The sequence below is a fragment of the Streptomyces sp. NPDC000075 genome, from assembly GCF_040301925.1.
Taxonomy (GTDB): domain Bacteria; phylum Actinomycetota; class Actinomycetes; order Streptomycetales; family Streptomycetaceae; genus Streptomyces; species Streptomyces polychromogenes.
The window spans coordinates 63543-78670 of sequence record NZ_JBEPFL010000003.1; the positions used below are offsets into that span (position 1 = coordinate 63543).

Sequence of the window (15128 nt, forward strand, 5' to 3'; positions counted from 1 at the left end):
TGTCACCTCGGTGTGCTGAACCTGTGGTCCCTCTGTGAGTCGGTCCGCATCACGGGAGCGGGGTCTGCGGCGAGGGGAAGGAGCACCTCGAAGCAGGTCCGGCCGGGTTCGCTCTCCACACCCACCCGGCCGTCGTGTGCCGTGACCACGGCTTGGACGATGGCCAGCCCCAGGCCGGTGGAGCCCGCCGCGCGGGAGCGGGAGGCGTCGCCCCGGGCGAAGCGCTCGAAGACGTGGGGAATCAGCTCGGTCGGGATGCCGGGCCCGTCGTCCTCGATCCGCAGCCGTACCGCCGATGTTTCACGTGAAACACGGGCCGTGACCGTTGTCCCCGGCGGGGTGTGGGTGCGGGCGTTGGCGAGGAGGTTCACCAAGACCTGCTGGATCCGGGCCGGGTCGGCCAGGACGGGCGAGGGTTCGTCGGGCAGTGCGAGGTGCCAGTGGTGGCCGGGGCCGGCCGCGCGGGCGTCACTGACGGCGTCGACGACGAGCGGGGCCAGGTCGGTGTCCTCGCGGGAGAGCGGGCGGCCCGCGTCCAGCCGGGCGAGCAGCAGCAGGTCCTCGACCAGTCCGGTCATCCGGACGGCCTCGGATTCGATCCGGGCCAGCGCATGGCGGGTGTCGGGCCCGGGCTCCTCGCGTCCCCGGCGGGTGAGTTCGGCGTAGCCGCGGATGGAGGCGAGCGGGGTGCGCAGTTCGTGGGAGGCGTCGGCGACGAACTGGCGGACCTGCGTCTCGCTCTGCTGGCGGGCCGTCAGCGCCGAGGAGACGTGCCCCAGCATCCGGTTGAGCGCCGCGCCCACCTGCCCCACCTCGGTGCGGGGGTCCGCCTCGGCGTCGGGCACCCGTTCGTGCAGGGCGGGTTCGCCACTGTGCAGGGGGAGCTCGGAGACCCGGGTGGCGGTGGCGGCGACCCTGCGCAGCGGGCGCAGGGCGACCGCGACCAGCGCCTGCCCGGCGAGGGAGGCGGCGATCAGACCGGCCAGCGTGACACAGACCTCCACGGCGATCAGGGTGTTCACGGTGGAATCCACGCCCTTGACGGGGAAGGCCAGCACCAGCGTCCCGTCGGGCGCGGCCATCGCCCGGTAGGCGCCGAGACCGGGCAGGTCCACGTCCGCCTTGTGGAGGCCGTCCGGGCCGACCGTCCGCGCGACCCGCTCCAGTACCGCCGTCTGCGCCTGGGTGAGGACCTCCCGGTGATCGAGTCCAGGGCCCTCCAGGGGGGCGATCCGCGCCCCGCCGATCAACTTCCGGTCCGCGTCCAGGCGGATCCCGGCGGCGCCCATGGGGGAGCCGGGGGCGAAGATGAAGCCGAGGCTGCCCTCACGGGCAGCCTTCCCCGCTCCCGGGCCCCGGACGGCCATCTCCACCGACGTGCGCAGCTGGTTGTCCAGCTCGCCCATCAGCCGGGAGCGCATGGCCAGGGTGGTGACGGTGCCGATGGCCGCGCCCACCACGGCGATCAGCGCCACCGCCGACACGACCAGCCGGGTCCGCAGGGACCACGGCCGCCGGCGACGCGGCCCGCGCCGGCCGGACCGTCCGGACCGCGGCCGGGGCAGGCGGAATGCCACTAGTCGGCCGGCTTGATCAGGTAGCCGGCGCCGCGCCGGGTGTGGATCATCGGGGGCAGCCCGGTGCCGCCCTCCAGCTTCCGCCGCAGGTAGGAGATGTAGAGCTCCACCACGTTGGCCTGGCCGCCGAAGTCGTACGACCACACCCGGTCCAGGATCTGCGCCTTGCTCAGCACCCGGCGCGGATTACGCATCAGGTAGCGCAGCAGCTCGAACTCGGTGGCGGTGAGGTGGATCTCCTGGCCGCCCCGGACCACCTCGTGGCTGTCCTCGTCGAGGCTCAGGTCACCGACGGAGAGGACCGAGCCGCCGCGCGCGGCCTGCGCGGCACCGGAGCGGCGGACCAGTCCGCGCAGCCGGGCCACGACCTCCTCCAGGCTGAACGGCTTGGTGACGTAGTCGTCGCCGCCCGCCGTGAGGCCCGCGATGCGGTCCTCGACGGAGTCCTTGGCGGTCAGGAACAGCACCGGGACCTGCGGGATCTCCCGGCGCAGCAGGCCGAGCACGGCCAGCCCGTCCATGTCCGGGAGCATGACGTCGAGGACCACCACGTCCGGCCGGAACTCCCGCGCCGCCCGCACGGCGCCCGCCCCGTCACCGGCGCTGCGGACCTCACAGCCCTCGTAGCGCAGGGCCATGGACAGCAGCTCGGAGAGCGAGGCCTCGTCGTCGACGACGAGGACCCGGCAGGGCCCGCCGTCGGGGCGCAGCAGCGCCGTCGGGTTGGCGGTGGACGTGGACGCGGGGGCGGTGGTCGTCGCTGTCATGCCCCCACGCTGTCCCGCGCCTCTGAGAGCCCTCTTGCCCCAACCTGTGAATCTCCTGAGAAAGGAATCCGGGCGGCCCGGACGGTCAGCCGGGCAGGGAGAAGAGCCGGGCGGCGTTGTCGTGGCAGACCGCGCGCAGCCAGCCGTCCCCGAGCCCGAGGCGTTCCAGGGCGTCCAGCTGGTGCTCGTAGGGGTAGGGGATGTTCGGGAAGTCGGTCCCCAGCAGGATCCGGTCCCCGAGGTCGGCGAGCCGTCCCAGGTCCCCCGGCGGGAAGCCGCTGAACTGCTCGGAGAAGTCGGTGAAGGCCATGGTCGTATCGAGGCGCACCTCGGGGTACCGGTCGGCCAGGGCGAGGAACTCGGCGTACTCGGGCATCCCCATGTGGGCGACGATCAGCGGCAGCCGGGGGTGGCGGGCCAGCAGCCGGGCGACCGGCCCGGGCCCGGTGTACGCGGCCGCGACGGGCCCGGAGCCGCAGTGGACCACGACGGGTACGCGGGCCTCGGCCAGCAGCCCCCACACCGGTTCGAGCAGGGCGTCGTTCGGGTCGTACCCGCCGACCTGGAGGTGGGCCTTGAAGACCCGGGCCCCCGACTCCACGGCCCGCGCCACGTACGCCGCCGCGTCCTCCTCCGGGTAGAAGGTCGCGGTGTGCAGGCAGTCGGGGGTACGGGCGGCGAAGCCCTCGGCCCAGGCGTTGAGCCAGGCGGCCATCGCGGGCTTGTGCGGGTAGAGCATGGAGGTGAACGCCCGGACGCCGAACTCCCGCAGCAGCGCGACCCGCTGCTCCTCCTCGTGCCGGTACGTGATGGGCCACTCGACCCCGGTCAGCGGGCCGGCGGCGTCGAAGTAGTCCCACACCTTGCGCATCACCGGGTCCGGCATGAAGTGCGTGTGCACGTCCACCAGACCGGGCAGGCCTAGCCTCTCCCGGAAGGCCCGGACGCTCTCAGCCGTTGCGGGCAAAGCCGTGGCTCCGCTCGACCGTCGCGACGTGCAGGGTGTAGCTCTCGTACCAGTCGGCGCGACCTTGCTTCATGGCCGCCTGGTGCTCCAGGTCCGTGCGCCAGGCGGCCAGGGACTCGTGGTCGCGGAAGTAGGCGACGGTGATGCCGAGACCGCCGGGGGTGCGCGCCGACTCGTATCCGAGGAACCCGGGGTTCCCCCGGACGAGCTCGTTCATCCGGGAGAGGACCTCCGGATAACCACTGTCGTCGGCGGTGCGCACATTGCTGAATACGGCCATGACATAAGGCGGTTCGAACGCCGGTACGGGCTGGATGCTCATGCCCGCCACCCTCTGCGGAACCCCCTTGGCATGTCCACCAGAATCGGCCCCGGAAGGCAAAAGGGATCCAACTTTTGACCTTCGCGGGGCGGTGTCACCCCTGCGGCCGGCCCCCGCGCCAGGCGGCGCAGACCCCGAGGGTCCCGTCCCGGAGGCACCGCAAGCCCACGGTCACCGCGCGGACCGGGCCGTCCTCGCCGTGTGTGAACGCGAGCGCGGCCTCGAACTCCCCGCCCCCGCAGGAACAGCCGGCCCATCCGGGCTCGCCGTCCTCCCAGAAGTCCTCGTACCGCCAGCTCTCCCTGCCGGCGAGGAACGCACGGCCGCAGCAGGCGGTGCACTCCAGCTCCAGCCCACGGGCGCCGGCCAGCGGAAGGAACTCCCGGCCCCCGCACCCCTCGCAGAGGAGGAGCTCGATCGTCAGCGGACGGCCGTCGACCACCTCGCACAGGAACGCCGCGAGCCCGCCGGAGACGCACTCACCGTCCTGATCATCAGCATGCACGGGCCCATCATGGCGGCCGCTCCTCAGAACAGCCCTTCCTGCCCCGCCTGCCCGCCGCCCTCCGCCGGCGGGGCGACGGCCGTCAGCGGGGCGTCGGTAACCGCCCCCGCGGGGGCGGCGGCCAGCTCCCAGCCGGCCAGCAGCCGGGTGTCGACCACCACCCCGTCCGCGAAGTGCAGGTCCGGCCCGGCGGCCCCCGCCAGCCGGCCCACGACGGCCGCACCGGGCAGCAGCCCGGCGAGCACCCGCCCGGGGACGGGCAGCCCGGCCAGACCGAACGCCCCGGCATGGTCGGTGACCCGGCACTCCAGCCGCTCCAGCGACTCCGGCCACCCCTCCAGCCCCGCCGCCCGGGCATGCAGCTCGGCCACTTCCCCGGCCCGCTCGGCCTGATCCGGCAGCCCGGCCCGCACCGCGCGCTTACGGGCGTAGGCGATCCGGTCCGGCACCCCGAGGGCCGCGCGCAGCAGCTCCTCGGTGCGCCGGGCCGCCATCAGCGGCCCGCGCCCCAGCCAGCTCCAGGTCACCGCCCCCTGCTCCAGCAGCCGGACGGGGCCGCGCTCCTCGGCGGTGATCCCGACCTTGACCATCCCGGGCCCGAACCACGCCAGGTACACCCGGTACGGCCGGGGATCGCCGGCATTGGTGTCGGCCGCCACCGAGAAGGACCGGTCCAGCCGCGCGCACTCCGCACACTGGGCGCTCCCGGCCCGCTCCGGCACGGTCCGGCCCGCCGGGCACGGGGTCCGCTTCCCGGCCCGCCACACCCCCGGGCAGTGCCGCTCTCCCACGGCGACGAAGGCCAGCCGCTGCCCGTAGGAGAGCGCGCTGCTCCGCTCGCCGCGCCCCTCCCCGAGCCACCCGATGGCGGGCCGCCCCCCGCCCCACCGGATCCCCGTGCACCGCCAGCCCCCGGCGGTCCCGGTCACAGGGGCAGCGGCCGCTCGAAGAAGGTCTCCAGCACCACCGTCGCCTGCGTCCCGCTGACCCCCTCGATGGCGTACAGGCGCCGCAGCACGTCCTGGAGCTGCCCGGTCGTGGCCGTGCGCACCTTCACCAGCACGGAAGCGCTGCCGGCGATGATGTGCGCCTCCTGGATCTCCGGGATCGCCGCGAAGGCCTCGGCCGACTCACCCATCCACGCGTTGGAGTCGACCATCACATAGGCCAGCACCCCGCTGCCGACGGCCGCCGGATCCACGTCGACCGTGGTCCGCCTGATCACCCCCCGCTCGCGCAGTTTGCGCACCCGCTCGTGGGTCGCCCCGGCCGAGAGCCCCACGGCCGTCCCGAGGGCGGCGTAGGACTGCCCGGCGTCCTCCTGGAGGCGCAGGAGCAGCACCCGGTCGATGTCGTCCACGCGTTCTTCCTCCCATATGCCTGCCCACCCTTGCGAAGACGGTACCGGATCCTGCAATCTCACCATCACACCGAACACAATTCGGCGACTCACTCTTACGGGGGAATCATGTTGGGCATCGCTGACCTCACCTTGTACGAAATCCTGGACGAGCGTTTCCGGACCGGCCGCTGCGCCAACGGCGACCTGCGCCTGGAGCGGCTCCACGACGACTGCCGCTGGGCCGAGGGCCCGCTGTACCTGCCGGCCTGGCGGCAACTGGTCTGGAGCGACATCCCCAACGACCGGATGCTCCGCTGGGACGAGGCGACGGGCGCGGTCTCCGTCTTCCGCTCCCCGGCCGGCCACTCCAACGGCAACACCCTCGACCGCGAGGGCCGCCTGATCACCTGTGAGCAGGGCAACCGGCGGGTCACCCGCACCGAGCCGGACGGCCGCCTCACCGTCATCGCCGACCGTTACGACGGAAAGCGGCTCAACAGCCCGAACGACGCGGTGGTGCGCTCGGACGGGTCAGTCTGGTTCTCCGACCCCGACTTCGGCATCACCAACGACTACGAGGGCGGCCGCGCCCCGGGCGAGATCGGCGCCTGCAACCTCTACCGGGCCGACCCCGCCACGGGCGAGGTCCGCCTCGTCGCCGACGGCTTCCTGGGGCCGAACGGGCTCGTCTTCTCACCCGACGAGAGCGAGCTGTACGCGGCCGACACCCGCGCGGGCCACATCCGCGCCTTCAAGGTCGGCGACGACGGCACCCTGAGCGGGGACCGGGTCTTCACGGCCTGCCCCTCCGTCGACAACATCCGCTTCGACGACGAGGGGCGGCTGTGGGCGGCCGCGATGGAGTCGGGCGTGCACTGCTACGCGGCGGACGGCGACCTCATCGGCCGCCTGCGCGTCCCGGAACCCGTCTCGAACATCGCCTTCGGCGGCCCGAAGAACAACCGCCTCTTCATCACCGCCACCACCTCGCTCTACTCCCTGGTGATGTCGGTGACCGGCCTCCCCCGCGTCCTGCCCGGCCCTCGTCCCTGAGGACTCCGGCTAGCGCGCGACGTACTGCGTCAGCACCGCCTGCATCTCGTAGATGTCGACCCCCTTGGTGAAGGTCTTCTCGATCGGCGCCGCGCTGCCGGAGATCCATATCTTGAGCTCGGCGTCGAGGTCGAAGTGGCCGGCGGTCTCCACCGAGAAGTGGGTGATGCTCCGGTAGGGGATGGAGTGGTACTCCACCTTCTTGCCCGTCAGCCCCTGCTTGTCGACGAACACCAGCCGCCGGTCCGTGAACAGGATCGTGTCGCGCACCAGCAGGTACGCGGCGTGCACCTGCTCCCCGTGCCCCAGCAGCCGCGCGTAGTCCCGCTGCGCCGACGTCGGATCGACGGTGTGCGCGTTCCCGAACAGTCCCATGAGAGTCCCCCCGATCAGGCTTCGAAACGATCTCCGAAAACCGTATCGGCCCGGCCCCGTGGTCCACGTCCCCCGCAGGAGCCATCCCGCCCCTGAGCCCTCCCGGGGGACGTCTCCCCCTCAGGTACCGGTCACCCCGGTCAGGACCGCTTCTTCAGCACGCAGAGCTCCCCTTCGTCGGGGTCGCCGAGGAAGGTCCACAACATCGGCGACGCGGCACCGCCGCGCGCCTCGTACTGAGCCCACGAGCCACCGAACTCGATCCGGACCTCGGTCTTCGCCGCGTCCTCGTACCGGTCGTCGGACTTCGTCCACTCGCCGGTGCCCGTCCGCGTGTACACCTCATTGCGCACATTGAACTCACCGCAGACGCCGTCGGCGGTGAACCTTCCGTCCGCGGCCAGGGTGAGGGTGCCGCCGTTCTCGTCGGCCCAGGTGCCCGTCAGCGCCTCCCGCGCCAGCACGACCGGCTCCCCGTCGGGCTCGGGAGCCACGGTGAGCGCACGGAACACGATGAAGAGCCCGAAGAGGACCACGGGGGCCAGCAGCACGGCGAGGCAGCCGACGGCGCCCACCCCGAGGAACAAGAACCCCTTCGACCTGTTCTCCACGAGCCCCCCATGCTCCGCATCGCCAGGACATACGCAAGAGGCCCTCAGGACTTTTCCTGAGGGCCTCTTCGGCTGTGCACTCGGCAGGATTCGAACCTGCAACCTTCTGATCCGTAGTCAGATGCTCTATCCGTTAAGCTACGAGTGCTTGGGCTTCCCGGTGTTTTCTGCCCGGTTGGCCTTGCGAGAACAACAATACATGGACCCGGCCGGGACGCGAAATCCATAAGCCACAACGCCCCTGACCTGCGAAAACGTCCAGGAAGAAGATCGTCCGGTCCCCGTTGCGGCCAGCTCGGCGGCCCCGCCGGGTACCCAAGGAGGGCCGTCCCAAACCCCAGGAGCCCGCTTTCGAGGCCCGAACGCGTGGAGCAGGAGCGCGGAGAGCTCGAATGCGCGGAGCCCGAACGCACCGAAGCCCCGGTCCATACGGACCGGGGCTTCGGTGAGGTGCGGAGGCGGAGGGATTTGAACCCTCGATGGGGTGTAAGCCCCAAACCGCATTAGCAGTGCGGCGCCATAGACCGGACTAGGCGACGCCTCCAGCACACCCCCCGTGATGAGGGTGCGTGCAGATGATGACACAGCCGCAGGGCCGGTCACCAATCCGCTCCCACGGTACAAGGAGCCGGGGCCGCAGGGCAAAGCCTTAAGCCCCTTCTTCGCAACGTCCGCGCGAGCGGGTCGTTGGTGAGGCGTACGACGTACGGACGACCTGGAGTGCCCCATGCTGCGTCTCGCCGCCTTCGCCGTCACCTCCGCGCTGGCCGCCGCGGCCACCGGACCCCTGCCGCCGCTGCCCCTGGGCCGGCTGCTGGCCTCACCCGACCGGCTCACGATCGACATCTCCAAGGCGGGCAGCCTCAACGGCCGGTACCGCCTCGACTGCCGCCCCGTCGGCGGCGACCACCCCAAGGCCGAGGAGGCCTGCGCCCGCCTCGACACGCTGGCGAAGCAGGGGAAGGACCCGTTCGCCTCCGCGCCGAAGCCCGCGATGTGCACCTTCCAGAGCGGCGGCCCGGCCACCGCCCACGTCACGGGAACGTGGCACGGACAGAAGGTGGACAGCTGGTTCGGACGTGAGAACGGGTGCGACATCGCCCGCTGGGACAACCTGGAACCTGTGCTTCCGAGTGCGGGTGCCTGACCTGGGAGGATGTGGCGGATGCACGGTTTCCCCCGTTCATCCGCCCCCTCGCCACGGGACGGTGCCCTTAGACTCCTCCCGTGACATGCCGGTAGTCGTGGTCAGGGAGGACGCTCGTCGTGAGCAGCAGGCCATCCCGAGGCGCTGCTCGCCTCGCAGCAATACTCGACGCCCTTCCAGACGCGCTGTTGCTCGTCAACGCCAACGGCACGGTCGTCAACGCGAATTCGATCGCCCTCGAGGTCATGGAGAGCCCCGGTACCAGTCTGGTCGGCCGCGGTGTGCTCGACCTCTTCCCCGAGTTCGACTCCAAACTGATCCCCGGTTCGATGCGCCGCCCCGGCGACGAGCTGACGGGCCGCTCCAAGCCGCAACGGATGACCGCGCGCCGCACCGACGGCACCGAGTTCCCCGTCGAGGTCACCAGCGCCCACCTCGACGGCCGTGACGCCTACCGCGAGCCCCAGCCGTACACCGGCGACGAGCTGCTGATGCTGGTCGTACGGGACCTGACCGAGGCCGTGGACACCGAGGCCGAGCTGGCCCGCTCCCAGCGGCAGACCGAGATGATCCTGCGCGCCGCCGCCGAGGGCGTCGTGGGCACGGACACCGACGGCCGGGTGGTCCTGGTCAACCCGGCCGCCGCCCAGATCCTCGGCTACCGCGCCACCGACCTCGGCAACCGCGAGCTGCACGGGCTGATCCAGCACTCGCGTGCCGACGGCTCCCCCTTCCCCTTCGACGAGTCCCCGCTCGCCGACACCCTGCGCAGCGGGCGCAAGCACCGGGTCCGCGGGCAGGTGCTGTGGAACAAGGCCGGCCAGGCCGTCGCCGTCGACCTGACCACCTCACCCGTACGCGACGGGGACCTGCTCGTCGGCGCCGTCATGACCTTCACCGACCGGCGCCCCTACGACGCGCTCGCCGCGCGCCACGCCCAGCTGACGGCCGTGCTCGGCGACGCGCTGCGCGGGCCGCTGGAGGAGCTGCGCGGAGAGCTGGCCACCCTGGCCGCCGACGACGGCGGACAGCTGTGGCCCGAGGCCAACCAGCTGCTGCACCATCTGGCCGCCGGCTACTCGCGGATGACCACCCTGGTGGACAACGTGCTCGGCTACCAGCGTCTGGACGCGGGCCGCGAGAAGCTCAAGAAGAGCAACGTCCTGATCAACGAGGTCGTCAAGAGGGGCATCGACGGCGCGGTCGAGCTGATCGGCCCCGGCCGGGCCCAGTTCGCCGTCCACGCCCCGACCATCGAGGCCGAGGTGGACGCGGAGCGCGTGGCGACCGCGCTGGCGCACCTGGTGGCGGACGTCGCCGGGGTGGACGCCACCGGCAAGACCCGCCAGGGCAGCGGTTACAGCGACTCCACGATCGTGGTGGCCGCCGCTCAGCGCGGCGAGGTCGTACGGATCGAGGTGCGCGGTCCCTACGAGGGCGGCAACCCCGTGCACGAGCCCATCGTGCGGGGAGTCGTCACCGCGCACGGCGGGCTCCTGCAGACGGTGGAGGTCCCCGGGGCGCCGGGCGGCGCTTACGTGCTGGAGCTGCCGCTGGGCGCGGGAGCCGGGACGGTGGAGCTGCCCGAGCCCGAGCCGGAGAGCGCTGCGGAACCCGAGGCCGCCCCGGCGACGGTCTCCGGCGGCCGGCGTGGCCGACGCGGGGTGGACGCGTTCCTGGAGGACGGCAACGGCGAGGCCAAGGACGCCGGGGCGCGCGAGGCCGGAGGCGCGCTGGCGCTGCCGTCCGGGCGGCGCCGCGCGGACGGCGAGGCCCCGGGTGAGCAGGGGTCCGGTCCGGCGGAGCTCGCCCAGTCCCCGGTGAACCCGGCGGGGCTCGGCACCGGGCGGCGGCGGGGCCGTGACGGCGACGGCGGCGACTCCGGCCGGCCGGGTGCCGGCCGTCCCGTACCTCCGCAGGGCACCGCCGTGCCCGCGCTGCCGCCCGTACCGGCCGTGCCCCCCGTACCCGTGACCGAGCATCCGGCCGGGCGACGGCGTGCGCTGGGCCCGGTGGCCGCGCCCGCGCAGCCCGGCGGACCGGTGCCCCCGGCCGGCCTCCCGGCCCCCGCCGGAGCGCGGCCCATCGCTCCCGAGGGCGGCTTCGCACTGCCCGCCGGACCGTCCGCGAGCGCTCCGGCCGCACCGGCCGGCCCCGGTGAGGCCGACGCCGACGGCCCGGGCGGGCGCCGTGCCCGACGGGTGCTCGGTGCGCCGGCCTCCCCCGACCCGCAGGACCCGGCCGTCCCCGCCGGTGGCGCGGAGCCCGCGCTCCCGACCGGGCGGCGCCGGGCGCTGCCCGCCACGCCCGCCTGGCCTGTTCCGGCGGCGCGGACCGCGCCCGAGGACTCCGGGACCGCGGCGGCCGCCGTACCCGGCGCCCGGCAGTCCGGGGAGGCTCCGACGGGCGGGCAGCCGATCAACGTGCGCGCGCTCGGCACCCTGGGCCAGGGCATCTCCGTGGACCCGGCCGCGGCCGGTCCCGGCGGGTCCGGTTCCGGGCGGCGCCGCAGGCTCTCCGAACCCGCGCCCCAGGGGCGGGCCTTCGCCATAGGGGCCCCCGAGGCGGGCGCCGCCGAGGGCCCCGAGCCGCTCGACGGGCCCGGCGGCGCCGTCGAGGTGGTCAACCGTCCCGTGCCGCAGCCCGTGGACGACGAGCTCCCGCCCGAGCCGCTGGACAACCCGCGCCGGCTGCTGGTGTGGCCGGCGCCGGACGTGCAGACGCAGCAGGCGCTCAGCGACCGCGGCTACCGCCCGGTGATCGTGCACTCCCGCGAGGAGGTGGACGCGCAGATCGCGGCCTTCCCCGCCGCGCTGTTCGTCGACCCGCTCACCGGGCCGATCACCCGGACCGCCCTGCAGTCCCTGCGCCAGGCGGCGGTGGCCGCCGAGGTCCCCGTCCTGGTCACGGCCGGGCTGGGGCACGCCACGCGCGAGGCCGCGTACGGCGCCGATCCGGCCGTCCTCCTCAAGGCGCTCGCGCCGCGCGACAGCGAGCAGCACCCCTCCCGCGTGCTGCTGATCGAGGAGCACGACGAGGTCGCCGCCGCGCTGACGGCTGCCCTGGAGCGGCGCGGCCTCCAGGTCGCCCGGGCCGGCGCGGACACCGACGCCGTGGACCTGGCGACCCGGATGCGGCCCAACCTGGTGGTCATGGACCTGATGCAGGTGCGGCGCCGGCGGGCCGGGATCGTGGACTGGCTGCGTGCGAACGGGCTGCTCAACCGCACCCCGCTGGTCGTCTACACGGCCACCGGGATCGAGCCGGACGACCGGCCGCGGCTGGCCTCCGGGGAGAGCGTGCTGTTCCTCGCCGAGCGGTCCACCACCCCGGACGTACAGGGCCGCATCGTGGACCTCCTGGCCAAGATCGGCACCAACTAGCCATCCTGGTCCGATGGCCATCACCGACACGACCGAGCACAGCGTCCCCGCCGACAACGGAGAGGTGAGCCTGCTCATCGCGCGTCAGGTGGAGCCGGGCTACGAGGAGGCGTTCGAGAGCTGGGCGCGCGGCATCCTGGAGACCGCCGCGCGCTTCCCCGACCACCTCGGCTACGGGCTGTTCCGGCCGGCCGCCGAGGGCGCCCCGTGGTTCCTCGTCCACCGCTTCCGCGACCAGGACGCGTTCCAGCGGTGGCAGGACTCGCCCGAGCGGGCCGAGTGGTTCGCCAACTGCGAGGGCCACCACCACACCGAGATAGCCCGGCGCGAGCTGCACGGTATGGAGACCTGGTTCGCCAAGCCGGGCACGACCCGGCCCGCGCCGCCGCGCTGGAAGATGGCGATCAGCTCGGGGCTGGCCATCTTCCCGATCTCGCTGGCCGGCAACGCGGTGCTCGGGCCGTACCTGGTGAACCTGAACCTCGTACTGCGGACGGCCGCCTTCGCGGCCGTCTTCAGCACCCTGATGACCTACGTGGCCATGCCCGCCGTCAGCCGGCTGCTGCGTTCCTGGCTGACGCGCGGCTGACCCGCGGCCGACCCGCCGGCTCCCTAGGCGAGGGTGGTGACGTCCAGGCCGCCGTCCGCGTACTGCTTGCGGATCACCTTCTTGTCGAACTTGCCGACGCTCGTCTTCGGCACCGCCTCGACGAACGTCCAGCGCTCCGGCAGCTGCCATTTGGCGATCGACTGGGCGAGGAAGGCGCGCAGTCCGGCGAAGTCGGCCGTGGCGCCTTCCTTGAGGACCACCGTGGCCAGCGGGCGCTCGCCCCACTTCTCGTCGGGGACGGCGACGACGGCCGCCTCGGCGACCTCGGGGTGCGCCATCAGCGCGTTCTCCAGTTCGACGCTGGAGATCCACTCGCCGCCGGACTTGATGACGTCCTTGGCCCGGTCGGTGAGGGTGAGGAAGCCGTCGGCGCTGATCACGCCGACGTCCCCGGTTTTGAGCCAGCCGTCGGCGCTGAACTTGTCCTCGGGGCGAAGGGGTTCGCCGGACGCTCCGCCGTAGTAGGCGGCCGCGATCCAGTTGCCCCGGACCTCCAGCTCGCCCGCCGACTCCCCGTCCCAGGGCAGGACGTCCCCTGCGGGTCCGATGAGACGGGCCTCGACGCCGGCCGGGAAGCGGCCCTGGGTGACGCGGTACGGCCACTCCTCCTCGGCGGTCAGCCCGGCCGGCGGGTGCGCCATGGTGCCCAGCGGGGAGGTCTCCGTCATGCCCCACGCGTGGCAGAGGCGGACGCCGAGCTTGTCGTAGGCCTCCATCAGGGAGGGCGGACAGGCGGCGCCGCCGATGGTGACCTGCTTCATCGAGGTCAGGTCGCGCGGGTTGGCGGTGACCTCGGCGAGCAGTCCCTGCCAGATGGTGGGGACGGCCGCGGCGTGCGTGGGCTTCTCCCGCTCGATCATCTCGGCGAGCGGGGCCGGCTGGAGGAAGCGGTCCGGCATCAGCATGTTGATGCCGGTCATGAAGGTGGCATGGGGCAGGCCCCAGGCGTTCACGTGGAACTGCGGCACCACGATCAGGCTGGTGTCGCGGTCGGTGAGGCCCATCGACTCGGTCATGTTGACCTGCATGGAGTGCAGGTAGACCGAGCGGTGGGAGTAGATGACGCCCTTGGGTTCCCCGGTGGTGCCGGAGGTGTAGCACATGGCCGCCGCCTGGCGCTCGTCCAGCTCGGGCCAGTCGTAGTGCCCGGGACGGCCTTCGAGGAGCTCCTCGTACTCGTGCACCCGGACGCCGAGCCCGTCGAGGGCGGAGCGGTCGCCGATGCCCACGACCACCACGTGCTCGACGGTCGGCAGGTGCGGCAGCAGCGGCGCCAGCAGCGGCAGGAGGGTGCCGTTCACCAGCACCACCCGGTCGGCCGCGTGGTTGACGATGAAGGCGAGCTGCTCGGGGGGCAGCCTCAGGTTGAGCGTGTGCAGGACCGCGCCCATGGACGGGATCGCGAAGTACGCCTCGACGTGCTCGGCGTTGTTCCACATGAGGGTCGCGACCCGCTCGTCCTGCCGGACTCCGAGCTCGTCACGCAGGGCGTGTGCGAGCCGCGCGGCGCGGACGCCGATCTCGGCGAAGCTGCGCCGGTGCGGCTCAGCCTCTCCGGTCCAGGTCGTGACCTGGGAGTCTCCGTGAATCCTCGACCCGTGGGCCAGGATCCTCGAGATCAGCAGCGGTACATCCTGCATGGTGCTCAGCAAAGCGTCCTCCCGGTGAGCGCTGCGGCGCTGCGGCGGTTGTCGGATGCTGCCGATTCTGCGCACGTACCGGTCGGCATGTCACTACCCGGGAGTAGAAACCGGCTGGTCCTGTCACTGTCGGGAGGCGTCCCCCTGCCGGTGTTTCACGTGAAACAGGGTCCGGGAGGGCCGGTGTTTCACGTGAAACGGGCCGCTGGAGGGTCCTCAGCGCACCGGTCCTCAGCGCACCGGGGTGAGTTCCGGGTCCTCACGGAGCTTGACCAGCGCCCGGGAGACGGCGCTCTTGACGGTACCCACCGAGACTCCGAGCAGTTCGGCGGTCTGCGCCTCGCTCAGGTCCTCGTAGTACCGCAGGACGACCATGGCCCGCTGGCGGTCGGGCAGCCGGGTCACCGCCCGCCACATCGCGTCGCGCAGCACCTGCGACTCCGCGGGGTCCGCGAAGGAGTGGTCCTCGTTCTCGGGGACCTCCTCGCAGATGAACTCGTCGACCTTGCGCTTGCGCCACTGCGAGGTACGGGTGTTGACGAGGGCGCGCCGGACGTAGCCGTCCAGAGCCCGGTGGTCCTCGATGCGGTCCCAGGCGACGTAGGTCTTGGCGAGGGCCGTCTGGAGCAGGTCCTCGGCGTCGCACGGGTTGGCCGTCAGGGAGCGCGCGGTGCGCATCAGGGCCGTGCCACGGGTCCGGACGTACGCCGAGAACGACGGGTACGGCGTCGGGTTCGAGGCGAGCGTGCACACAGGCGTGGTCATGGCTCCACGCTAGGAGCGCGGTGCCCGTCTGGGATCGCCCGCAGGTGCCGAAGCGGGGTCCCCC

The 15128-nt window shown here is 72.8% G+C and carries 15 protein-coding genes and 2 tRNA genes; 4 read left to right on the top strand and 13 right to left on the bottom strand.

Features of this window, described 5'->3' with window-relative positions:
• Nucleotides 1–2: 2 nt before the first annotated feature.
• From ABT403_RS04475 to ABT403_RS04505, 7 genes are all read right to left on the bottom strand, one after another.
• Nucleotides 3–1484, bottom strand: a complete 1482-nt coding sequence (locus ABT403_RS04475) for a sensor histidine kinase (protein ID WP_425580210.1) — start codon at nt 1482–1484, stop codon at nt 3–5.
• A 92-nt stretch (nt 1485–1576) separates the two neighbouring features.
• Nucleotides 1577–2344, bottom strand: a complete 768-nt coding sequence (locus ABT403_RS04480) for a response regulator transcription factor (RefSeq protein ID WP_344160611.1) — start codon at nt 2342–2344, stop codon at nt 1577–1579.
• 85 nt (nt 2345–2429) lie between these two features.
• Entirely contained in the window at nt 2430–3311 is an 882-nt protein-coding gene (locus tag ABT403_RS04485; protein ID WP_344160608.1) for an amidohydrolase family protein, read from the bottom strand.
• Entirely contained in the window at nt 3295–3633 is a 339-nt protein-coding gene (locus ABT403_RS04490; RefSeq protein ID WP_344160605.1) for an antibiotic biosynthesis monooxygenase family protein, read from the bottom strand. The genes ABT403_RS04485 and ABT403_RS04490 overlap by 17 nt, the downstream gene beginning before the upstream one ends.
• Before the next feature lie 94 nt (nt 3634–3727).
• A complete protein-coding gene (locus ABT403_RS04495) occupies nt 3728–4138 on the bottom strand; it encodes a hypothetical protein (RefSeq protein ID WP_344160602.1) in 411 nt (136 codons plus the stop codon).
• Nucleotides 4139–4161: 23 nt separating this feature from the next.
• Nucleotides 4162–5067: a DUF2797 domain-containing protein gene (locus ABT403_RS04500; RefSeq protein ID WP_344160599.1), complete on the bottom strand. Its 906-nt coding sequence runs from the start codon at nt 5065–5067 to the stop codon at nt 4162–4164.
• On the bottom strand, nt 5064–5498 hold the full coding sequence (locus ABT403_RS04505; protein WP_344160596.1) for an Lrp/AsnC family transcriptional regulator: 435 nt from the start codon (nt 5496–5498) through the stop codon (nt 5064–5066). The genes ABT403_RS04500 and ABT403_RS04505 overlap by 4 nt, the downstream gene beginning before the upstream one ends.
• Nucleotides 5499–5606: 108 nt before the next feature.
• On the opposite strand from ABT403_RS04505, the gene ABT403_RS04510 reads away from it, so the two are divergent.
• Nucleotides 5607–6533, top strand: a complete 927-nt coding sequence (locus tag ABT403_RS04510) for an SMP-30/gluconolactonase/LRE family protein (protein WP_344160593.1) — start codon at nt 5607–5609, stop codon at nt 6531–6533.
• Between the two features lie 9 nt (nt 6534–6542).
• On the opposite strand, the gene ABT403_RS04515 is transcribed toward ABT403_RS04510, so the two are convergent.
• From ABT403_RS04515 to ABT403_RS04530, 4 genes are all read right to left on the bottom strand, one after another.
• Entirely contained in the window at nt 6543–6908 is a 366-nt protein-coding gene (locus ABT403_RS04515; RefSeq protein ID WP_344160590.1) for a PH domain-containing protein, read from the bottom strand.
• Between the two features lie 140 nt (nt 6909–7048).
• On the bottom strand, nt 7049–7519 hold the full coding sequence (locus tag ABT403_RS04520; RefSeq protein WP_344160587.1) for a hypothetical protein: 471 nt from the start codon (nt 7517–7519) through the stop codon (nt 7049–7051).
• Nucleotides 7520–7594: 75 nt separating this feature from the next.
• A tRNA-Arg gene (locus ABT403_RS04525) sits at nt 7595–7667 on the bottom strand.
• A 305-nt stretch (nt 7668–7972) separates the two neighbouring features.
• Nucleotides 7973–8063: transfer RNA gene (locus ABT403_RS04530), tRNA-Ser, on the bottom strand.
• Nucleotides 8064–8246: 183 nt separating this feature from the next.
• Here ABT403_RS04530 and ABT403_RS04535 point away from each other — a divergent pair.
• From ABT403_RS04535 to ABT403_RS04545, 3 genes are all read left to right on the top strand, one after another.
• Nucleotides 8247–8666: an SSI family serine proteinase inhibitor gene (locus tag ABT403_RS04535; RefSeq protein WP_344160584.1), complete on the top strand. Its 420-nt coding sequence runs from the start codon at nt 8247–8249 to the stop codon at nt 8664–8666.
• Nucleotides 8667–8785: 119 nt separating this feature from the next.
• Entirely contained in the window at nt 8786–12049 is a 3264-nt protein-coding gene (locus ABT403_RS04540) for a response regulator (RefSeq protein ID WP_344160581.1), read from the top strand.
• 13 nt (nt 12050–12062) lie between these two features.
• Nucleotides 12063–12638, top strand: coding sequence for an antibiotic biosynthesis monooxygenase (locus ABT403_RS04545; protein ID WP_344160578.1), 576 nt, complete (start codon nt 12063–12065; stop codon nt 12636–12638).
• A gap of 23 nt (nt 12639–12661) precedes the next feature.
• Here the strand turns inward: ABT403_RS04545 and ABT403_RS04550 are convergent, their stop codons facing one another.
• Nucleotides 12662–14311 (bottom strand): long-chain fatty acid--CoA ligase, encoded by a 1650-nt coding sequence (locus ABT403_RS04550; RefSeq protein WP_344160575.1) that lies wholly within the window; start codon nt 14309–14311, stop codon nt 12662–12664.
• Between the two features lie 219 nt (nt 14312–14530).
• On the bottom strand, nt 14531–15064 hold the full coding sequence (locus ABT403_RS04555; protein WP_344160572.1) for a SigE family RNA polymerase sigma factor: 534 nt from the start codon (nt 15062–15064) through the stop codon (nt 14531–14533).
• Nucleotides 15065–15128: the final 64 nt, after the last annotated feature.

Excerpts from the sequence above, each read along its gene's own strand:
- ABT403_RS04480 (WP_344160611.1), bottom strand. The coding sequence starts at position 2,344 with ATGACAGCGACGACCACCGCCCCCGCGTCCACGTCCACCGCCAACCCG.
- ABT403_RS04490 (WP_344160605.1), bottom strand. The coding sequence starts at position 3,633 with ATGAGCATCCAGCCCGTACCGGCGTTCGAACCGCCTTATGTCATGGCC.
- ABT403_RS04510 (WP_344160593.1), top strand. The coding sequence starts at position 5,607 with ATGTTGGGCATCGCTGACCTCACCTTGTACGAAATCCTGGACGAGCGT.
- ABT403_RS04515 (WP_344160590.1), bottom strand. The coding sequence starts at position 6,908 with ATGGGACTGTTCGGGAACGCGCACACCGTCGATCCGACGTCGGCGCAG.
- ABT403_RS04535 (WP_344160584.1), top strand. The coding sequence starts at position 8,247 with ATGCTGCGTCTCGCCGCCTTCGCCGTCACCTCCGCGCTGGCCGCCGCG.
- ABT403_RS04545 (WP_344160578.1), top strand. The coding sequence starts at position 12,063 with ATGGCCATCACCGACACGACCGAGCACAGCGTCCCCGCCGACAACGGA.
- ABT403_RS04555 (WP_344160572.1), bottom strand. The coding sequence starts at position 15,064 with ATGACCACGCCTGTGTGCACGCTCGCCTCGAACCCGACGCCGTACCCG.